This is a genomic window from Bacillus sp. CH_48, from assembly GCF_038008465.1.
In the GTDB taxonomy this organism is placed as follows: Bacteria; Bacillota; Bacilli; order Bacillales; family Bacillaceae_G; genus Bacillus_A; species Bacillus_A thuringiensis_S.
The window spans coordinates 914,549-937,057 of sequence record NZ_JBBOZF010000001.1; the positions used below are offsets into that span (position 1 = coordinate 914,549).

Sequence of the window (22,509 nt, forward strand, 5' to 3'; positions counted from 1 at the left end):
AATGGATCGGTGTTTTTCACATTATATTTTTTTATTTTTTAATAAAGAAGCTCCAGCAATTTCAGGGTGAGTCATTTCGAATGGATCTAAAATAATATCCAATTCCTCTTCTGTCAGTACACCATGTTCTAAACATAACTCCCTAACAGATTTTCCTGTTTCAATTGCTTCACGTGCAATACGAGATGCTGCTTCATAACCAATATGAGGATTAACTGCTGTAATAATTCCAACACTTTTCTCAACATATTGCTTCAGCAATTCTTCATTTGCTGTAATTCCTTCAATACAATATTCACGGAATACACGGAATCCATTATTCATAATGCTTATAGATTGAATTAAATTAAATACAAGCACAGGCTCCATTACGTTTAACTCTAATTGTCCTGCTTCTGATGCTAAGCAAATTGTATGATCGTTTCCGATTACTTGGAATGCGACTTGGTTAATTACTTCTGCCATAACTGGATTTACTTTTCCTGGCATAATGGATGAACCTGGCTGACGTGCTGGCAATTGAATTTCAGCTAACCCAACACGTGGACCAGACGCCATAATACGAAGATCGTTTGCAATTTTAGACATGTTCATCATACATACTTTAAGCGCTGCAGATACTTCTGTGTATGCATCTGTATTTTGCGTTGCATCAACTAAATGCTCTGCACCAACAAGTGGGAATCCACTAAACGTTCTTAAATGTTTTACCACTTGTTCAATATACGTAGGATTTGCATTTAATCCTGTACCAACAGCTGTCGCCCCCATATTCACTTCATATAAATGTTGACGAGACTGTTTAATTCTTTTTATATCACGCTCAAGCACTCGGCTATACGCTTCAAATTCTTGTCCAAGGCGAATTGGAACTGCATCTTGTAAATGTGTGCGTCCCATTTTAATAACGTGATCAAACTCTTTTGCTTTTTTACGAAAAGCAGAATGAAGTTCTTCCATTGTAATAAGAAGCTCTTCTAACATCATAAGAGTTGCAATATGAATCCCTGTTGGAAACGCATCGTTCGTTGATTGGGCCATGTTCACATGAGTGTTTGGGCTAATTTTCGCATATTCCCCTTTTTCATATCCCATACGCTCTAACGCTCTATTCGCAATTACTTCATTTGTATTCATATTAATAGAAGTTCCGGCTCCACCTTGAATAGGATCCACGATAAATTGATCATGAAACTTTCCATCAACAATTTCTTGCGCTGCTTCTGCAATTTCATGTCCAATGTCTTTAGCTAAATAACCAGTATCTATATTCGCAAGTGCCGCTGCTTTTTTCACAATTGCCATTGCTGTAATGAGTGATGGATGAATGCGGTATCCTGTAATTGGGAAGTTTTCTACGGCACGTAATGTTTGTACACCATAATAAGCTGCACTTGGTACTTCTTTTTCACCTAAAAAATCTTTTTCTATACGTATATCCTTCGTTGCTATCATTTTTATCACCTATACTTTTTCATTCTAAATCCTTATCCAAAAAATCCGCCCTCTAAAAACACGAGTATCATTCAGAAGAATTTTTCAGTATCCACCTTCACTATATAGCACCTTTTTTGAAAGCGCAAACATTTATTTTTCTGTATATCCTTTTTATTAAAGTTTATAGAAAATCATTCTTCTACTTTCCTTATTTCCACTCGTTTAATTTGATGCATATCCTTTTCAAGGACTTTAAAATAAAAACCGTGTTTCTCAATAACATCTCCTTCAGCAACGATTTGTTTTTGTACCATAATCCAGCCACCAATTGTATCTACATCATCAGCAATTAAATGTATGCCAAGCAAATCATTTACTTCACTAATAAGCACTTTTCCCTCTACGATTTTATATCCTTCACTTACATGCTCTATAGGTGGATTCTCATCTTCATCGTATTCATCTCGAATTTCTCCAACAATTTCTTCTAAAATATCTTCTAGTGTAACAATCCCTGCTGTACCACCATATTCATCATATAATACAGCTAATGGAATGTGTTTTCTTTGCATTTGTAACAGTAAATCATGAATTGGAATATTTTCTAGCACTTCAATAACTGGCCTTGTATATGGCATAATTGAGCACTCCTCGTCCCGATTACCATCCATATAACGAATAAATAAATCTTTTACATTTACCATCCCAATAATTTCATCTTTATCTTCACCAAATACAGGATATCTCGTGTACTTTTCTTGTGCGATGACTTTAATATGTGTTTCAAATGGTTCGTCCTCATATAAGCCTACAACTTCCGTACGAGGTACCATAATTTCTTTTGCTACTCTATTATCAAATTCAAAAATATTATTTACATATTTAAATTCCCTTTGGTTAATCTCTCCGCTCTCATAGCTCTCAGATAAGATTAACCTTAATTCTTCTTCTGAATGAGCTACTTCATGTTCAGAAGCTGGATGTAATCCGAATAAACCAGTTACAACCCTCGCTGAACCATTTAAAGCCCAAATAAACGGGTACATAACTCGGTAAAAATAAATAAGTGGTTTCGATAACAATAAGCTAACTTGTTCTGCTTTTTGTATAGCAAATGTCTTTGGAGCAAGTTCCCCAATGACAACATGTAAAAATGTAATTACTGCAAAGGCAATAATAAATGAAACTGTACTGGAAATTGCAGGTGAGAATTGTAATTTTAAAAACAACGGCTCGAGTAAATGTTTAATAGTTGGTTCCCCTAACCACCCGAGCCCTAAAGCAGTAATTGTAATACCTAGCTGACAGGCCGATAAATACTCGTCTAAATTTGAAGTTACCTTTTTAGCTGCCAGTGCACCTCGTCTTTTTTCACTAACGAGTTGATCAATACGACTGCTACGTACCTTAATAATTGCAAATTCAACAGCCACAAAAAATGCTGTTAACCCAATAAGAATGACTACCATCAATAATTTTAAAATATCCACATATGCTCTTTAGCTCTCTTAGCTAAAGTTACACCTCCTTTTAAAAAGAAGTTTCACTTTAGTTTCTTCAATTATTGGAAAGCAACTCTATATAAAATCCACCAATTTTCAAACCTCATACAATTCTAAAGGTAAACCATCAGGGTCTTGGAAAAAGACGAATTTCTTCCCCGTTATTTCATCAATACGGATTGGTTCTGTCTTAACACCACATTGGTTTAAATGCTTCACAGCTTCTTCTATATTTGTAACAGCAAATGCTAAATGTCTAAGACCGGCTGCTTCTGGACAACTTTTGTGCTCAGGCGGATTTGGAAATGAAAATAATTCGATTTGATACTCTTCTCCTACACATAAATCTAATTTATAAGAATCTCGTTCCTTTCTATATACTTCATTTATCTCTTTAAACCCTAATATTCTAGTATAAAAATTCTTTGACCTCTCATAATTCGAACAAATAATTGCAACGTGATGCACTCTACATATATTCATACTCTCTCTATTCCTTTCTTTACCAAAGATGCATATTCTCCCTTGAAATGAAAAACATATATAGCAGAATATCTCTTTTAGGGGGCTTATCATGAAATTCATTACTTTTTTCGTCGGACTAATTGTTGTTTTCTTACTCGCTTATATTGCTAGCAACAATAAGAAACATATTAAGTTTAAACCAATTTTCATCATGCTTATTATACAGTTAATTTTAACCTACCTATTATTAAATACAGAAATCGGTCTCATACTTATTCGTGTCATTTCCAGTCTGTTTACAAAGCTACTCGAGTATGCTGCTGATGGAATAAATTTCGTATTTGGTGGTATTGCAAATAAAGGTGAAATGCCATTTTTCCTTACTGTATTATTACCAATCGTCTTTATTTCTGTTTTAATTGGTATATTACAACATTTCAAAATACTACCATTTTTTATTCATTGGATCGGGTACTTTCTTAGTAAAATAAATGGTCTTGGGAAATTAGAATCTTACAATGCTATTGCCTCTGCCATTGTCGGTCAATCAGAAGTTTTTATTACAGTGAAAAAGCAATTAGCTCAAATTCCAAAACACCGTCTTTATACACTTTGTGCCTCTGCTATGTCAACCGTATCTATGTCTATCGTAGGTGCCTATATGACAATGATTGAACCTAAATATGTAGTAACTGCACTCGTTCTCAATTTATTTAGCGGTTTTATTATCGTACTCATCATTAACCCTTACGACGTTAAAGATGACGAAGATATTTTAGAAATCAAAGGTGAAAAACAAAGCTTTTTTGAAATGCTTGGAGAATACATTCTTGATGGTTTTCGTGTAGCCATTGTTGTCGGCGCTATGCTCATCGGATTTGTCGCATTAATTAGTTGTATTAATGACCTGTTCCTCATTATATTCGGTATTACGTTCCAACAATTAATCGGCTATGTATTTGCGCCTATCGCATTCCTTATCGGTGTACCAAGTTCTGAAATTGTCGCAGCTGGCAGCATTATGGCAACGAAGCTTGTAACGAATGAATTTGTCGCAATGATGGACCTTAGTAAAATTTCTAATAGCCTTTCTCCCCGTACAGTTGGGATTATTTCTGTTTTCCTTGTGTCTTTTGCCAATTTTTCTTCCATTGGTATTATTTCAGGTGCGGTAAAAGGACTAAACGAAGAACAAGGAAACGTTGTTGCGAGGTTTGGCCTTAAATTACTATATGGAGCTACTCTCGTTAGCATTTTATCCGCAATTATCGTAAGCATTATGTTGTAATTAGGTAAAATTTTATCATTTTCTTATCCCTATCTTTTGTATACAATAACGAATAGATGTCTTATAAAGTGAAACTTTACTCAGAGGGGCTATCCCCCTCTGAGTATTAGCCTTCACCAATCGGGCTTTTACGGGCAGTTAACTCCCACCTAACTTCCTTGCGTTCGCTGGACTTTGAGGTGGGAGTTTTACTGCCCGTTAATGCGGGATAAATAATCAAGACATCTATTTTTTATACATGTACAATCGCTTTTATTTAGCGTAAAATATTTTTTATGTGTTTGAATACACTTCTAAATGTATATACTTCGATAGTTTTAAAGGAGAAAAAATGATGAAATCCGACCCGAACAACAATACGCGAGCCAGAAAAGGACGCTCAAAGAAAAAACGCCTACTTTGGTTCCTTCTTATTCCATTACTAATTGTAGCACTTGGAGCAGGAGGCTACTCCTTCCATATATACAGTAAAGCAAAGTCCGTCTTAAATAATGCTTATGCTGAACTAGGTCGAGGAGATAAGTCCAGTAAACGTGAAAAAGCTGTTAAACCTATGACCGACAACATTTCTGTACTAATTATGGGTGTTGATGAAAGTGATATTAGGGAAAAAGGTTATGGAAAAGCAACTCGAACAGATGCGTTATTACTTGCAACAATTAATAAAAACGATAAATCCGTTAAACTTGTAAGCATTCCACGTGACTCACGCGTCTACATTAAATCACGTGATAAATACGATAAAATCACACATGCGCACGTATTCGGTGGTGTAGACAGCACAATTGATACGGTAGAGAACTTTTTAGATGTTCCAGTTGACTACTATGTAAAATTCAACTTTAAATCATTTATTAAAATTGTTGATTCCCTTGGTGGTATTACTGTAGACGTTCCAGTTGAGTTCACAGAGCAAAATAGTAAAGATGAAGCAGATGCAATTCATCTAAAAAAAGGACGTCAACATTTAAATGGAGAAGAGGCACTGGCACTGGCTAGAACTCGTCATATCGATAGTGATTATATGCGTGGTCAACGCCAACAGCTTGTATTAGAGGCCATTGCTGAAAAGGCACTATCTCTTAATTCCATTAATAAAATCGGAGGCCTACTAGACGCTGTCGATAAAGACTTAAAAACCAATTTAACTTTTGATGATATGATGACAATTACAAAAAATTCAATGGATTCAAATTTAAAGATGGAAAAAATGCAAGTAGAAGGTACAGATAAATATATAGGCGGTATTTATTATTACGTTCCAAATGAAAAAAGCGTCAATAATATTTCGACAAAACTACAAGAACATCTCGGTGTTACGAATAAAAATGAGCATAAAAAATTATAATAAAAAGGCTGCTAGATTTCTCTAGACAGCCTTTTTATTATATTTTTCAACATATTTTTCATACACATTGTGACAAGAAGTGACAATTATTACAGCGGTGTAACATTTTTTATGAAAACATTACACACACAGTGAAAATAATAGTATACTAGTACGTACATAATGTTATTTTCATCATTTTTATACAAAAAATGTAATACATATATTTATACATAAATTTCTGGGGGGAAATAAATGAAGCTAAGTAAAATACTGATCGGTTCTGCAATTGCTGGGGGCATATTACTTTGTGTAGGCGGTGTTGGGGGATATCAATATGTCTCCAAATTAAATAATCAATTAGATACTACTGCATTACCGAATACTACATTTGAAGGTATTTCTCTCGATGGAAAAAATAAGAAAGATATTCAAGCAATTATTAATCAAAAGGTAACTGAATTAGATCAAAAATCCCTTACCTACATATTCCAAAACGAAAAACAAACTTACACATGGAAAGATTTAGGGATAAATTATAAAGAGAAAGATATTATTGACAAAATCTTTAAAGAACAAGAAGGAAACGTAATGAATCGTTACAAAATGCGTAAGCAAGCTGAAAACGGTGAATTAAAACGTGACTATAAATTAACACCACAATTAAATGCAACAGCTTATGAAACCTTTATAAAAGATAAATATAATGAAACATTAAAAAATCCTATTAATGCAGAATTCAGTATTGAAGGCTCAACAGTAAATGTTAGTCAAAGCCAAAACGGAGAAAAAATTGATAAAGGGAAACTAAACGGTTTAACAAACGAAGCTATTACTACCGGTAAATCAGATGTTACATTGCCAGTCACATTCATAAAACCAGAACGCTCTACAGAAGACATACAGAAAATGGGGATTAAAGAAGTCATCGCTGAATATTCTACTCCAATGGCCGGCCGTAACGGAAATCAATCATTTAACGTAAATAAGTCAGCCAATACTTTAAGTGGGGTTATTGTCGCACCTGATGAAACGTTTAGTTTTAACGGCCGCGTTGGCGTAACTGATGCTGCACATGGTTACAAATCTGCAGCAGTATATTCACAAGGTAAAGTAATACAAAGTGCAGGCGGAGGAGTTTGCCAAGTCAGTAGTACATTATACAGCGCAGCTTTAAGGGCAGATTTAGGCATTGTTTCTCGAAGCAATCATTCTATGCCGGTAAATTATTTACCACTTGGGCAAGATGCAGCAGTAGCAGATTATGGTCCAGATTTAAAATTTAAAAATAATACGGGCAATCATATTTATATTCAAGCATTTTCAAATGGAGGTAGTATTACTACACGCATTTTCGGTACAAATACTGGTAAAAATGTTGAAGTTTCTTCTCAAGTAATTAGTAGGACTAGTGATAAAATCACAGCGGTTACGTATAAAAAAGTAACACAAAACGGGGAAGTAATATCAAATGGACAAATTTCAAAAAGCGTATATAAAAGCGCTCCAAAAGAATAGCTAATATCCACCGAATAGCATAAAGAAAAAGGCGTGATTATATCACGCCTTTTTCTTTTGCAGTAATAGTAAAAAAGTTTCAAGATGGTCTTTCGTTTCTTCTAAAGACCACATACGATTGCCTTGCTTCGCAGCTAATACACACGCCTCTTCCCACGCGTTCTTTTTCTTCATATTTATTAATTCATCACGTAATTTCAAAACAATTTCTTCGTCTTCTTGTTCAATAAACTCTTCCATCACGCTTACTATTTCATCCTCATGAATACTTAACGTACAGTACGATTTAAGAAAGTATTGTAATGTCGTATACATAATGTACTCCCCCTTCTTATTTATCAGATGGATAAGAAGTAATAATCTTAAACCCTAATTCTCCTGACTTATCTCTTGCTAAAACAGTAACAGTTTTTACCAACTTGTCTTTTAAACTCATATTTTTCTTTATTACCGTTTTTCCAACCGGGAATGAATGTGTTGTATTTAATACGAGACGAGCCTCTTTAGAATTTTTTAACCAGTCTTGAATTTCCTTATCATGCTGCTTCAAACTATCTTTTACAGCTTTCGTTGCTATTTCCTTGTCATAGTATGTACTTGCTGCTGATACTTTATCTGTCTTCAAGCGATTCTTCAAATCTTCTTCTGATTTGCCTACATGTCTTTCAATCGTATGACCATTTTTAGGTGGCCCTTCCATTTCATCTAAAATATTATCACTAATTTTTTCTACTGATGTCGATTGATTCCCTGTTTGTTTCTCTGTTTTTTGTTCTTTTCCTGCACATCCACTTAAGATCAGCATTAGTGCCAATAAACCACTCAAGAAAAGACTACTTATTCGTTTCATCATATCACCTCTTTCATGATTATTATCGCAACTTCACTAAAAGTCAATTTCACAACGAAAAAATCTATCAGTTTTCATTTTTTTCATCTATTTTTCCATATTTACCCGCGCAATTTCATCAACCCTCTATTTTTCGACTTTTATAATATATACCCCCTATATTTTATGATTATTTCCCAGATTAAAACACTGATAACATAACTATAAAACTCTTTTATACAAAGGTTTTTATAGTGTTTTAAAAAATATTTTAAAATACCCCCATTTTTATATACCTAATACCCATATAAGGTATAAAGCCCCCTTCTTATCAACGTTTTTCTACATTATGTAAATTTACCCTTGCCTATACAAACGAAATATGGTGTAATGCAAAAAAAGATAAAGGATTTTAAACAATGGCTGAAACGATTCAAAATTTCTTAACAGAATACTATTCAATCGCAATTCCACTTAGTATCTTAATTAACATCATCATTAGTCTTTTAGGTGTTATTCCTAGCATCTTTTTAACCGCCATTAATATACAGCTCTTCGGTGTAACAAATGGCACAATCATTTCGATCGCAGGTGAGGCCTTAGGGGCTATTATCTCGTTTTATATTTATCGCATAGGCCTTCAAAAGTTCACTCACGATAAAGTAAATAAGTACCCAAAGGTAGAGCGTCTTCTTTATGTAGAAGGTATAGAGGCCTTTCTACTCGTTCTATCGTTTCGATTGATACCTTTCATCCCATCAAGTATCGTGACTTTATTTGCAGCTCTAGGGAAAATGTCATTACTCTCCTTCAGTATTGCCAGTACAATAGGTAAAATACCGGCCTTATTGATTGAAGTATATTCGGCATATCATGTTATGAACGGAACAAATGAAGCGAAGTGGATTGTAACAATCGCAGGCGCTATTGGATTGTTTTATTTGTGGAAAAAATGGAGAAAAAAATAAAGAAGGAGCCTATGCTCCTTCTTTATTTTTGAAGTATTTTATTAATAGCTATCCTTTAAATCCTTAGTTAATACCAACAGCACTAAATGATTGCTTAACTGCTGCTACTTCCGCAGAAGTCGCACCATATAAATCAGCTGCCGCTTGCACTGCACCAGCACGAGCTTGGCTAAATGTAGTAGATTGCGTGAAATATTGTGTGTTTGCACGGTAATAAATTGCACCTAACTTATCTTTACCAATGCCCGTTACAGTTACACCCGAATGCGTACCACCATTTGCTAATAAATAAGCTTGTTTGTTAATGATACCACTGTTTGTATGAACCCCACCGTTATCACTAGTACCAGTGTAACGCTTAGAATAGTGGTCTGGATCACCATATTTCGTTGGATCACTCATAGAGCGAAGCGCATCTCCTGCTTTGCCAGGCGTATAAATATCTTCCCCAATTTCCCAATCTGGGTTACGGTTATCATAATACTCTACTAATGTACCAAAAACATCTGAAATAGCTTCATTTAATGCTCCTGATTCATTTTGATAAATTAAATCTGAGCTATACTCTGTAACAGCATGCGTTAATTCGTGACCAATTACATCAATACCACCAGATAATGAAGTGAACGTTACACCATCACCATCTCCGTATACCATTTGTGAGCCGTTCCAGAATGCATTATTATACTTACTTCCGTAATGAACTGTTGATTTTAATGGTGCTCCTGCATCATTAATAGAGTTTCTATTAAATGTAGCTTTATAGTAATCATATGTTTTACCTGCATAGTAATGAGCATCTACTGCTGCTGCATCATACGCTGCATTGAAAACATTATCTGCATCTACCCATAATGTTCCTGGTAATGTTGAGCGGTTTTTCGCATCATATGTGAAAATCGTTGCTCCGCGCGTATTATCTTGTAAATAGTAAGATGATGCAGATAACGTTGTATTAAGCGATTTCGTATCTCCTAATACACCTTTACCAGTACCCACTGCATTTGTTCCTGTTACAGGCTTTACAGCTGGTTTCGCTTCCTGTTTAGGTGCCTCTTGCTTAACTGGTGATTTATCTTCATTTGCTACATGATCAAGCTTATTATATTTATTTAATACTTTACCGCTACCTGCTTCAATGAAATAGTAGTAGTTTCCTGGGCTCGGCTCTAAGAAGTTTAAATTTACAACGTATGCATATGTTGTTTCTTCACCATTTTGATATACATATAAGTCCGCTTTTGGTTCTACCTCATATTTAGGTGTAACACCTAAATCTTTTTGCGCAATTTCAATTGCTTTTGCGCCTTCGATCTTATTTTTATTTTTCAACTTTTCTTTTTTGTCTAAATCAGGTGCAACTGTTCCAGACAATACTTTTAAAGAACCATCTTTACTTACGTGAGCTACTTGCGTAGAACCCCATACAGGTACTCCTTCGTATACTTGTTGTAAACGTAATACTGTTGAATCAGTTACAGCATCTTTCTTCGCTTGTTTCACTTTGAAAGAATCTTGCGCACTCTTTTCCCCTAACTTATAATCACCTTTTGCTGCGTTTAAGTAATCAAACACAACAGATTCTGCTTTCTTACCAGTTGCTCCAGTTAAATCCCCAGAAACAAACTCCGGTGACTGTACTGTCTCATTGTACTTCTTCGTAGAGAGCACATTTTTAGAATCTGCAAATGCAGAGCCTGTCCCTCCAAACGTTGTAACTGCCATTCCTGTCGCTAACACTAACGCTAAACTTTTCTTTTTCATGAACCTTCCCCCTAATAAATTATTTTTTGAAAAAGAGTAGTTTCATATTAGCATTATGTTTTCACTATTAATATACTAAAAATTCAAATAATTATTTTCTCAAGTTTTGTAGAATTTTGAGGAACAAATATTGAAAAACCCCTTTCCGGTTGGAAAGGGGGATTATTATGAATTAACTTGTTCAACAGTTTTAGCTTGTTGACCAACAATATCAGGTTTACTGCTATACTGATGTATTCCTCCAGCAACTGTAAGAGTCACTATAAATGCTAATACTCCAAATACCATCTTTTTCATTTTTATTCCTCCTTATTATCATTCATCAAATCAATAACTAACCTATAATATCGATTACTTTCTTCAAATCTGGATAAATTTGAAAAATGTTCTGCTAGTTCAACGTATACTTTCTTTAATTCTATTTTATTTCCTGCAGATTTATACAACGGGATAGCCTCATTTTCCAAAAATAATTTATAATCTTTTGCTTCTTCAAAATATTTATATCTAAGCATTAAAAGCAAGTATAATTTTGCATTAAATCTCTCTTCTTGTTTTGCTGCATCAATTCCCTTATCAATTAATGCCCTTGCCTCATCCAACTCTTCTAATTTAATGCATACTAATGCCATTTCATATATTGTATCTAAATAGTTTAAATCTATTTGTTTTTGAAGTTGTAGACTATCTAAATAATATTTTTTCGCTTGCTGATATTTTCCTTTTTTATAATAGATACTTCCCATATTACTTAAAGTAATAGCTAATAGTACATCCTTATCAGCAAAAGATGTGGCCTCTCTCAATATACTTTCATACATTTTTAAAGCTTCTTCATACTGACCTTTTTCTGTATAACTTACCGCAATAAGGATTTGGCAATTAATTATGTTTCTAAACTTATATTCACTACGAAATCCTTCTAATGCCATATTTACAAAATGAATCGCAAGATGATGAATATCTAAATGAGTATATGCAAGCGCTATATTATAATACAAGCCTGTTTCATGATACCCTTGTTCCTTGGCCATTACTTCTGTTTTTAATAAGTAATCTAGCCCATCCTTCCATCTATACTGTAAACAGCACAATAACCCTCTACTATACATATATAATAACTTCTGAAATGGAGAATATTTTTTATATACCTTCTTCAACTTATCTAATTCTTCTTCGAGTGCAGGAAAATCCCTTTTCATAATTAAATAACGTGTATACAGCAGTTTATAATAATTTATAATTTCAAAATCCAACACATGCTTCATTTCACCTTGCAACTCTTCATATATACGTTCTACTTGTTGCTTGTCCAAATGAACTAGTGCATTCAACCATTCATCCAGCTTCCCCTTCACATCTTCTTCTACATCTCTCAAATCCGTCACGGCAATTTCCAGTCTTGTGCAGAGCAATTGTAGAATTTCTTCTGATGCTTCGATCTTTCCATTTTCAATCTTACTTAAGTATGAGACAGAACAAATGCCCTGACATAATTCTTCTTGTGTCATTTTTTGCTGAAGCCGTTTGTAAAAGACTTGTTTGCCTATTTTTTCTAATGTTTGTTGCATTGTCCTCCTCCATTCTCATTACCCCATTACTCTAATAATACATAAAATTTGGAGAAATATAAATTGATAAATATAAATTTTCTAAAAAATATGCATAATTTCATTTTTTTCTCTCTTGACTTCACTTCAATATCTCTTCTTTGCTACGAATGGTGAAAAATTGGTATACTATAACCAAATTATGGAGGTGTTCTCGCGATGACTCATTATAAAGACGATAGTTATGCCTTACATACAGACCTATATCAAATCAACATGGCTTATACATATTGGAAAGATGGTATTCATAATCGCCGTTCCGTGTTTGATTTATACTTTCGAAAGCTTCCATTTGAGAACGGCTACGCTGTTTTTGCTGGCCTTGAGAAAATTGTAGAGTACATAGAAAATTTCAGCTTTACTGAAAGCGATATCGCTTATTTAGCAGAATTACAATTTGAAGAAGAATTCCTTCATTATTTACAAAATATGAAATTCACTGGGACGATTCGTAGTATGCAAGAAGGTGAAGTTGTATTTAATAACGAGCCTTTATTACGCGTTGATGCACCACTGGGTGAAGCACAAATTATTGAAACCGCTCTCTTAAATATTGTGAATTACCAAACATTAATTGCAACAAAAGCAGCCCGTATGAAACATGCTGCAAATAATGATGAGCTTTTAGAGTTCGGCACAAGACGTGCCCACGAGTTCGACGCTGCCCTTTGGGGGACGCGTGCTGCCTTTATTGGTGGTTTCTCCTCTACAAGCAATGTTCGTGCTGGGAAACGCTTTGGGATCCCTGTAGCTGGCACACACGCTCACTCTTTCGTTCAAGCATATCGCGATGAATACGTCGCGTTTAAGAAATACGCTGAAACTCATAAGAAGTGCGTCTTTCTCGTTGATACATATGACACATTGAAATCTGGTGTTCCAAATGCAATTCGTGTTGCAAAAGAATTTGGGGATCGTATTGATTTCTATGGTATACGTCTTGATAGTGGTGATATGGCTTATTTATCGAAAAAGGCACGAAAACTACTAGATGAATCAGGGTTTACAAATACAAAAATTATCGCTTCTAGCGATTTAGATGAATACACAATTATGCACCTTAAATCTCAAGGGGCAAAAATTGACGTATGGGGTGTTGGGACAAAATTAATTACGTCCTTTGAGCAACCTGCATTAGGGGCTGTTTACAAACTAGTTGCGATTGAAGATACTGACGGAAAATTAAATGATACGATTAAAATTTCATCTAATCCTGAAAAAATTACCACTCCAGGACTGAAACGAATTTATCGTATTATCAATCGGGTTAACGATCATGCAGAAGGCGATTATATTGCGTTAGATTCTGAAGAACCTGGAAAAGAAGAGCGCTTAAAAATGTTCCATCCAGTTCACACATATATAAGTAAATTCGTAACAAACTTTGAAGCCCGTGAACTCCATAAAGACATTTTCGTTAACGGTGAAAGAACATATGAACTACCAAGTATATTAGATATTCAGCAATATAATGAACAGAGTCTCGCTCTATTTTGGGAAGAATACATGCGAACTTTAAATCCCGAAGAGTATCCTGTCGATTTAAGCCAAGAATGTTGGGATCATAAAATGAATTACATTCAAACTGTTCGAGAACAAGTTGAAAAAAACATACAAAAGTAAACAGAGAAGTTTCTCCTTCTCTGTTTTTTCAATACTATATGGATATTTGTAAAAAATATATTAAAATAATACGACGAATGTTTTTTATTTGCAAATTTTAATATCATATTATTTAAAAGTAAAATAATATTTGATATTATTTTATTAAATCAATTTCAACAAAATAACCAATAAAAAAGAGGACGCAGGTTGCGTCCTCTTTTTTATAAATCTTTCACTCGTAATACACGCATTGCATTTAACACTGCAAGTAGTGTCACACCAACATCTGAGAAAACAGCTTCCCACATTGTTGCAATACCAAAGGCACCAAGTAATAGAACGATCCCTTTTACACCTAAAGCAAAGATGATATTTTGCCACACTATACTTCTTGTGCGTTTTGCAATTTTTACAGCTGTCGCAATTTTTGAAGGCTCATCAGTCATAATAACGATGTCTGCCGCTTCAATTGCTGCATCTGATCCTAAACCACCCATCGCAATACCAACGTCTGCACGGGCTAATACTGGTGTATCGTTAATACCGTCACCAACGAAGGCAATTTTTTCTTTTCCATGCTTCGCTGCATCAATTTTTTCAATCTCTTCTACTTTTTGTTGCGGTAGTAATTCCGCATGAACTTCATCTAAGCCTAATTCTTTACCGACAGCTTCACCAACTGTTTTTGCATCACCAGTTAACATTACTGTCTTTTTAATACCTAGTTCTTTTAACTTTTGAATCGCTTGTTTCGAATCCTCTTTTACCTCATCAGAAATAACAATATAACCTGCATATTTTCCATCTATAGCAACGTGAACTAATGTACCTACTGTTTCTGGTTGTTTAAATTCAATATTTTCTTTTCTCATTAATTTTGCATTACCTGCAAAAATTTCTTTTCCTTGTACTTTTACGACTGTACCGTGACCAGAAATTTCGTTATAATCATCGATTATTTTTTCATCAATTGATTTTCCATATGCCTTTCGAATAGATTGGGCAATTGGATGGTTAGAATACACTTCAGCAAATGCCGCATACTCTAATAACTCTTCGCTTGTAGTACCTTCGCTCGGTTCCATTTTTGTAACTTTGAAAACACCTTTTGTTAATGTTCCTGTTTTGTCAAAAACAATATATTTTACATCATTTAAAGCTTCTAAATAGTTACTACCTTTTACTAACACACCACTTTTAGATGCACCACCGATACCTCCAAAGAATCCAAGAGGAATGGATACAACTAACGCACATGGACAAGAGATTACTAAGAACACTAAAGCTCTATAAATCCACTCAGAGAATGTAGCCCCTTCTAAAATAAGCGGTGGAATAAACGCCATGATCGCCGCTGTAATAACTACAACTGGAGTGTAGTAACGCGCAAACTTCGTAATAAAGTTTTCTGTTGGTGCTTTTTTACTGCTTGCATTTTGAACTAAATCTAAAATTTTCGATACAGTTGATTCACCAAATTCTTTTGTAACTTCAATTGTCAACACGCCGTTTTGGTTCACAAAGCCACTTAATACATCATTTCCAACTTCAACTTCACGTGGTACAGATTCACCAGTTAATGCTGAAGTATCTACCATTGATGTTCCTTCAATTACTTTTCCGTCTAATGGTACTTTCTCACCTGGCTTAACGATAATATAATCGCCAATTTGTACATCTTCTGGTGATACTTGTTTCGTTTCATTTCCAACCTTTACATTCGCATAATCAGGACGAATATCCATTAATGAAGTAATTGATTTTCGAGAGCGGTTTACCGCAATGCTTTGGAATAGTTCTCCTACTTGATAAAATAGCATTACTGCTACAGCTTCTGAATATTGCTGAATTGCAAAAGCTCCTACAGTTGCAATTGCCATTAAGAAGTTTTCATCAAATACTTGGCCACGAGTTATGTTTTTTACCGCTCTCCAAACGATATCTCCACCTATTAATAAATAAGCAAGGACGAATAACGGAATTGTTACCATTTGTGGTAAGCCCGCTAATGCAGCAATTGCCGTCAAAATTCCGCCAACCACTAATCTCCCTACCATCTTTTTCACATTTGCTTCACCATGATCGTGACTATGTCCGTGGTCATGACCGTTCTTCTCTTCACGAACAACTTTCACATCTGGCTCTAACTTTTGAACGACATTTGTTATATTTGCTACAGTCGCTTCTAGTTCTCTTTTATTCGCAACTTCTACTCGTAGTTTCTTCGATACGAAATCAACAGTTGCTTCTGAGACAGCTGGCATTTCCTTAACTTTATTTTCAATTTTCATTGCACAGTTCGCGCAATCTAAACCTTCTAATATAAATACTTCTTTAGCAATTTTATTTTTTTGTTCTTCTTGCACTTTAATATGCGGTTCTAATTTTGTAACGAGTTGTTTTGCTTCCGTAACAACTTCGTTTTCTTTATTTTGTGCTGTTTCTAAGATCATTGTCTTTGTTGCGAAGTTTACAGAGCAAGAATTTACTCCTTCTATATTCCCAACACCTTTTTCAATTTTCATTGCACAGTTCGCACAATCTAAACCTTCTAACATCAATTTCTTTTTCACTAATGCTTCAGCCATCGTTCTCCCTCCTCGCGTTCTTTTTATTCTTCTTCGTTTACGTGCTCAAACGCTTGCTCGAAGATATGAATTACGTGCTGATCAGCTAACGAATAATAAACAACCTTTCCTTCTTTACGATTCTTTACAAGTTTCGCTTGCTTTAACACACGAAGCTGATGCGAAATAGATGATTGTGTCATTCCTAATAAATAAGCTAAATCACAAACGCACATCTCAGCTTCAAATAGCGCATGTAATATTCTCGTACGTGTACGGTCACCTAATACTTTAAATAGTTCTGCTACTTTACTTAAACTTTCATCAGTTGGAATTGTTTGTTTTACTTGCTCAACAACTTCTTCATGAATTATCGTTTGAGAACATGTCTCTTGTGGTGTTTCTACTTTATTTCCAGCCATTATAGCTCACCTCTTTAATTGAACATATGAACAATCATTCATATATTTTATACTCTTATTATATGAGCACCTGCTCATATGTGTCAATGAAATCTGAATTTTTTTATGAACATTTTAATAAGGCATATACATATTTTCCGCATCCTCTATATTCTCATACAAAAAAGGATGCACAAGTCGCACACCCCTTTTTTTCATATTCCGACATAAAAATTCAACAAAGTAATATATGTTCCCTTTATTTCAACAAAAGAAAAAGCCTTGCGCGCTCCCTAGACGCACAAGGCTTACTGTGTTATATCCCTTTAATTAGCTTGATCTAAATTATCCTGCGAACTGCTATCGTCTTTTAAATGACTATGTTTTTTCGAATAAACAAAGTATACAACTACTCCAATTGCTAACCAAATACCAAAGTATATCCATGTTGTTAACGGTAAATTTACCATTAAGAATAGACAACATGCAATTGAAATAATCGGTAAGATCGGTACAAGTGGTACCATAAATCCACGTTGTAATTTCGGATGCGTTTTACGAAGAATGATAACAGTTACACCAACCATGGCGAATGTTAATAACGCTCCAATATTCGCTAAATTCGACAATTCTTTTAAATCGATAAATCCAGCAATTAAAGCACTACCAATTCCTGTTAACCAAACTGAAAATGTTGGCGCTTCAGTCTTCTTGTTAATTTTCGCAAAAGATTTTGGTAATAAACCATCACGGCTCATTGCGAAGAATACACGTGTTGTCGCATAAATGTAAGCGAAAATTACAGCCATAATACCAATTACAGCTCCAATTGCAATTACACCAGCCACTTTATCTTGTCCTACAACTTCTAACACATACGCCATAGCTTCAGGTACATCTAATTCCTTATAAGAAACCATACCTGTCATAACGAGACAAACTACAACATAAATAATTGTACAAATAACTAACGAAGCAATAATACCAATTGGTAGATCACGTTGCGGATTTTTTACTTCTTCAGCAGAAGTTGCTAATGCATCAAATCCTAAGAAAGCAAAGAATACTGCTGCTCCCCCTGCGAACACTCCACTTAAACCGTAAGGTGCAAATGGTATCCAGTTTTCTGGTTTCACGTAGAATACACCAACTGCAATGAATAAAACAACAATACCAATTTTAATTAATACCATTATGTTATTCACACGCTTACTTTCTTTCGTACCTCGTGATAATAACCAAGTTATCACTAACGTAACAATAACTGCTGGTAAGTTTACCATACCACCTTGCGCTGGAATCGTTAGCAACGCTTTCGGAATTTCAAGTCCCAGCCCACTCACTAAATTATTGAAATAACCCGTCCATCCGCCAGCTACTGCGGCAGTCGTTACGACATATACGGATAACAATGTCCATCCCATTAAATGAGCAACAAACTCACCAATTGTTGCATACGAATATGTGTACACACTACCTGAAACAGGAAGTGTAGATGCAACTTCTGCATAACATAATGCTGCAAATCCACAAACAATTGCTGCAATCATAAATGAAAAAATAACTGCTGGACCAGCATCTCTTGCTGCTACTAATCCAGTTAATACTAGAACTCCTGTACCAATTATCGCACCAATCCCTAGCATTGTTAGGTCAAATGCCCCTAGCGTTTTCGTCAAAGTTTTACTTTTACTTTCCCCTAACAATTGCGTAACGGATTTCTTTTTAAATAGGTTGGCCACGATGTATGCCCCCTTTTGCCAAGAAGAGCTAAGAGATCTTCACTCTTAGCTCTTATCATGTTGTTTTATATATTGTTCGATTTTGTTTTGTATAATGCTTCTATTAGCAAGATACTGTCTTTGCTTCTAATAATTCTTTAGCACCTTTGTACTCTACACCGTGAGCTTCTGCAACTGCTTCGAATGTTACATAGCCATCTAATGTGTTAATACCTTTTAGTAATGCAGAGTTACCTAGGCAAGCTTCTTTGTAGCCTTTGTTAGCAATTTGTACTGCATATGGTACTGTTACGTTTGTTAATGCAAGAGTTGATGTACGTGGAACCGCACCTGGCATGTTTGCAACTGCATAATGAACAACGCCGTGTTTTTCGTAAGTTGGGTTATCATGAGTTGTAATACGGTCAGTTGTTTCGAAAATACCACCTTGGTCAATCGCGATATCTACAACAACAGAACCTGGTTCCATTGATTTAATCATTTCTTCTGTTACAAGTTTTGGAGCTTTTGCACCTGGGATTAATACTGCACCGATTACAAGATCAGACTCTTTAACAGCTTCTGCAATATTGTAAGGATTAGACATTAAAGTTTTTACTTGGTTTCCGAAAATGTCATCTAATTGACGAAGACGTTCTGCGCTTAAGTCGATGATTGTTACATCCGCACCTAGTCCAACTGCAATTTTAGCAGCATTTGTACCAGCTTGTCCACCACCGATGATTGTTACTTTACCACGTTTAACCCCTGGAACACCTGCAAGTAAGATACCTTTACCGCCTTTGTTTTTCTCAAGGAATTGTGCACCAATTTGTGCAGCCATACGACCAGCTACTTCACTCATAGGTGCAAGTAATGGTAATGAACGGTTTTCTAATTGTACTGTTTCATATGCGATAGAAACAACTTTTTTCTCGATTAAAGCTTTTGTTAATTCTGGCTCTGGAGCTAAGTGTAAGTATGTGAACAAGATTAAGCCTTCACTGAAGTGTTTGTATTCGCTTTCAATTGGTTCCTTAACTTTCATAACCATTTCCATGTTCCAAGCTTCTTCAGCTGTATCAACAATTTTTGCTCCCGCTTCAACATACTGAGCGTCTGTGAAACCAGATCCTAAACCTGCACCCTTTTGAATGAATACTTCGTGATTGTTACGAATTAAATGTACAACACCTGCTGGTGTCATTGCCACACGGTTTTCGTTATTTTTAATTTCTGCTGGTACCCCAATACGCATAATGAAATGCCCCCTTATAATTAACAGAAAAAAGAGATTCTTTTTTCTTTTTGTAATAATTAATAACTTATGTCCTTATTCTAGCATAACTTAAAAGTTATGAAAACGCTAACATACCATTTTCCTAAAGTTTTTATATTTAGAATAGTGTAAATATATAAAACATTGATTCTATTAGGGGTTTTGTGTCATTCCATTATCTTTCACTCTATTTTTATTATACTATTTCAAAATAAACAGCAATCATTTATTATTTGACAATAATGTAACAATGTAAGAAACCTAAGCGATAACGTATACATATACAGTTATTACTTTACTCAATACTTTAGAGATATATTCTTTTCACAAAAAAACAGCTGCTAGCATTTAGCTAGCAGCTGGGTAACTTATAAATAACTTAGAAAATAAATCATCTGTCGTTTCAGTAATTTTATCAAACAGATCACTTTCTTCCGCTTCTTGCTCTTTTAACATCTTAATTGTTTCACGTGCATCTTCAGGATAATCGGTTATGATACCATCTACGTTTAACTTATAATATGCCTTTAAATTTTCCATATCATTTACTGTCCATACGTAAATTGGTTTGTTTAACTTCCTTGCTTCTTTTACTAATTTCTTATTTAACATATATTCTTCTGCTACGTAAAAGTCAGCCTTCACATTCTTTAAGTTAGCTCTACTTGCATACAATATATACCCTACTTTTATATCTGGATTTGCACGTTTAAACTCTTTAATAAGTGGATAGTGTAACGTTTGAATTACACATTGCTTCTCAAATTCATTATCTTTAATCGTTTTTAAGACTTTGTTTACAAAATCTTTTTCGCCCCCATGAAGCTTCACTTCTATATTAAGTTTGATTTTGCCATTTGCTAGCTTAATGATTTCATCAAGTGTACTTATTTGTCCTGAAAGTCCATCTTGACTAAGGGTAAGCTGCCTTAACTCAGCCATCGTTAAATCTGACACATGCACATTGGCATTGGCAAGACGCTTCAGCTTCAAATCATGTATAACCGCTAGTTCACCGTCTTTCGTTTGTAATACATCTATTTCAGCGTAGTCTGCTTTTGCATCAATAGCACCTTGCACAGCTTCTTTCGTATTTTCTACGCCTTTTGATATATACCCGCGGTGCGCCATAATAATTGGTTCTTTATACGAATTTGAAATAAACGTTACAATGAAGGCAACAACCATTCCAGCAGTAATAATCCCCACAATATATACGCCAATAAATTTCCAACGATGTTTTTGGAAGAAACATTTATCTGCTTTCGTTTTCGAATAATCTAATCCTTCTTCTAATAAAACATCTTCAACCGGTACCTTTTGTAAGTATAATCGCGTAATCGCCATAATATAAAATGGCGTCACGATAAAACTAAATAAATACAATGTACTCGTTAAAAATACAGAAATCGTTGATTCTGCTAATAATGCAAATGTTCCTTTCGGATTTGTAAATTCATAAACACCCCATAGGCACAATAAATATATTCCCAAAAATACGACATATACAATTCCAATTGAAATAAAAAATCCTACTAAAAAGAGCAGTACTTTAAAAAAGCTTTCCTTTACTAAAGTTGCACTTTTACGTGCTGCCACGCGAAATGATTTTTGCTCTAAAACAACAATAGGTAGAACGAAAATCCATCGAAGATTTATATACGCGACTACAGCAAAGAACGTGTAATAACCAACTTGTCCCATCGTTGTCTTAAACAGTTCTCCTGTAATGAAGTTAGGAATTTGAATTTGCGGGATTAATGCCGTTTCATATCCCATATTTAAAAGAGGCAACAATACGACAGCATATAAAATAAATCCTGGTAAGCAATATGTGAAAAGAGTAGGTAAATACGTTACCGTTTTATATAAAATCGGACGTAATTTCACCTTCTGTCTTTTATGAGCGAAATACGAAATAATAATAAGCACCGCAAATTCTGTAAAGATAAGAAACAGTGCTAACAATGACAAAATTACGATTGCTAAGATGCCATAAGGCGTCTTTAAAAACGCTAATAATTCATCATTTGTCGCATTTGCATAACCACCAAAATACAATAATTTATTAAAAATGATTCCAAATAGTGGAACAAACACAATCGCTGCTAATAATTTATAAGCAAGTTGAAAAGTTAATACATTCCAAAAAGCAAATTTAACTGTTTGAAAGGAATGTCTCATTACTCCTGGTATAGATAGTTTTTTACGGTGTTGCATATACTCCT

18 protein-coding genes are annotated in these 22,509 nt (G+C 34.7%); 5 read left to right on the forward strand and 13 right to left on the reverse strand.

Annotation, left to right across the window (positions count from 1 at the left end):
- Window positions 1-21: 21 nt before the first annotated feature.
- From aspA to gloA2, 3 genes are all read right to left on the reverse strand, one after another.
- Window positions 22-1,455, reverse strand: a complete 1,434-nt coding sequence (aspA, locus tag N2V92_RS04430) for an aspartate ammonia-lyase (protein ID WP_000562136.1) — start codon at window positions 1,453-1,455, stop codon at window positions 22-24.
- Between the two features lie 173 nt (window positions 1,456-1,628).
- The gene (locus tag N2V92_RS04435) at window positions 1,629-2,927 is read right to left on the reverse strand and encodes a hemolysin family protein (RefSeq protein ID WP_000353320.1); all 1,299 of its coding nucleotides are present in this window, start codon (window positions 2,925-2,927) and stop codon (window positions 1,629-1,631) included.
- Window positions 2,928-3,035: 108 nt separating this feature from the next.
- Window positions 3,036-3,422 (reverse strand): SMU1112c/YaeR family gloxylase I-like metalloprotein, encoded by a 387-nt coding sequence (gene gloA2 / locus N2V92_RS04440; RefSeq protein WP_042597093.1) that lies wholly within the window; start codon window positions 3,420-3,422, stop codon window positions 3,036-3,038.
- A 91-nt stretch (window positions 3,423-3,513) separates the two neighbouring features.
- On the opposite strand from gloA2, the gene N2V92_RS04445 reads away from it, so the two are divergent.
- The 3 genes from N2V92_RS04445 (at window position 3,514) to N2V92_RS04455 (ending at window position 7,537) form a co-directional block, all read left to right on the forward strand.
- Entirely contained in the window at window positions 3,514-4,692 is a 1,179-nt protein-coding gene (locus tag N2V92_RS04445; protein WP_000668872.1) for a NupC/NupG family nucleoside CNT transporter, read from the forward strand.
- A 331-nt stretch (window positions 4,693-5,023) separates the two neighbouring features.
- The gene (locus tag N2V92_RS04450) at window positions 5,024-6,040 is read left to right on the forward strand and encodes an LCP family protein (RefSeq protein ID WP_002083775.1); all 1,017 of its coding nucleotides are present in this window, start codon (window positions 5,024-5,026) and stop codon (window positions 6,038-6,040) included.
- Between the two features lie 234 nt (window positions 6,041-6,274).
- On the forward strand, window positions 6,275-7,537 hold the full coding sequence (locus N2V92_RS04455; RefSeq protein WP_000777359.1) for a VanW family protein: 1,263 nt from the start codon (window positions 6,275-6,277) through the stop codon (window positions 7,535-7,537).
- A 42-nt stretch (window positions 7,538-7,579) separates the two neighbouring features.
- Here the strand turns inward: N2V92_RS04455 and N2V92_RS04460 are convergent, their stop codons facing one another.
- Window positions 7,580-7,852, reverse strand: a complete 273-nt coding sequence (locus tag N2V92_RS04460; RefSeq protein WP_000288803.1) for a hypothetical protein — start codon at window positions 7,850-7,852, stop codon at window positions 7,580-7,582.
- A gap of 16 nt (window positions 7,853-7,868) precedes the next feature.
- Window positions 7,869-8,387 (reverse strand): RNase A-like domain-containing lipoprotein, encoded by a 519-nt coding sequence (locus N2V92_RS04465; protein WP_000822702.1) that lies wholly within the window; start codon window positions 8,385-8,387, stop codon window positions 7,869-7,871.
- 398 nt (window positions 8,388-8,785) lie between these two features.
- Between N2V92_RS04465 and N2V92_RS04470 the strand changes: the two genes are divergently transcribed.
- On the forward strand, window positions 8,786-9,334 hold the full coding sequence (locus N2V92_RS04470) for a TVP38/TMEM64 family protein (protein WP_000852229.1): 549 nt from the start codon (window positions 8,786-8,788) through the stop codon (window positions 9,332-9,334).
- Window positions 9,335-9,397: 63 nt separating this feature from the next.
- On the opposite strand, the gene N2V92_RS04475 is transcribed toward N2V92_RS04470, so the two are convergent.
- From N2V92_RS04475 to N2V92_RS04485, 3 genes are all read right to left on the reverse strand, one after another.
- A complete protein-coding gene (locus N2V92_RS04475) occupies window positions 9,398-11,098 on the reverse strand; it encodes a M4 family metallopeptidase (protein ID WP_000730396.1) in 1,701 nt (566 codons plus the stop codon).
- A 165-nt stretch (window positions 11,099-11,263) separates the two neighbouring features.
- A complete protein-coding gene (gene nprX / locus N2V92_RS04480; RefSeq protein ID WP_000738912.1) occupies window positions 11,264-11,395 on the reverse strand; it encodes a quorum-signaling peptide NprX in 132 nt (43 codons plus the stop codon).
- Window positions 11,396-11,397: 2 nt separating this feature from the next.
- A complete protein-coding gene (locus tag N2V92_RS04485; protein WP_001187958.1) occupies window positions 11,398-12,669 on the reverse strand; it encodes a tetratricopeptide repeat protein in 1,272 nt (423 codons plus the stop codon).
- A 198-nt stretch (window positions 12,670-12,867) separates the two neighbouring features.
- On the opposite strand from N2V92_RS04485, the gene N2V92_RS04490 reads away from it, so the two are divergent.
- A complete protein-coding gene (locus tag N2V92_RS04490; protein ID WP_000150180.1) occupies window positions 12,868-14,331 on the forward strand; it encodes a nicotinate phosphoribosyltransferase in 1,464 nt (487 codons plus the stop codon).
- 203 nt (window positions 14,332-14,534) lie between these two features.
- On the opposite strand, the gene N2V92_RS04495 is transcribed toward N2V92_RS04490, so the two are convergent.
- From N2V92_RS04495 to N2V92_RS04515, 5 genes are all read right to left on the reverse strand, one after another.
- Window positions 14,535-16,901, reverse strand: coding sequence for a heavy metal translocating P-type ATPase (locus N2V92_RS04495; protein WP_000796565.1), 2,367 nt, complete (start codon window positions 16,899-16,901; stop codon window positions 14,535-14,537).
- A 23-nt stretch (window positions 16,902-16,924) separates the two neighbouring features.
- Window positions 16,925-17,302, reverse strand: coding sequence for an ArsR/SmtB family transcription factor (locus N2V92_RS04500; RefSeq protein ID WP_000918378.1), 378 nt, complete (start codon window positions 17,300-17,302; stop codon window positions 16,925-16,927).
- A 305-nt stretch (window positions 17,303-17,607) separates the two neighbouring features.
- The gene (locus N2V92_RS04505) at window positions 17,608-19,023 is read right to left on the reverse strand and encodes an amino acid permease (protein ID WP_001284899.1); all 1,416 of its coding nucleotides are present in this window, start codon (window positions 19,021-19,023) and stop codon (window positions 17,608-17,610) included.
- A 103-nt stretch (window positions 19,024-19,126) separates the two neighbouring features.
- Entirely contained in the window at window positions 19,127-20,260 is a 1,134-nt protein-coding gene (ald, locus tag N2V92_RS04510) for an alanine dehydrogenase (protein WP_001219743.1), read from the reverse strand.
- Window positions 20,261-20,629: 369 nt separating this feature from the next.
- Window positions 20,630-22,501, reverse strand: a complete 1,872-nt coding sequence (locus N2V92_RS04515) for a glycerophosphodiester phosphodiesterase (protein WP_001164710.1) — start codon at window positions 22,499-22,501, stop codon at window positions 20,630-20,632.
- Between the last annotated feature and the right edge of the window lie 8 nt (window positions 22,502-22,509).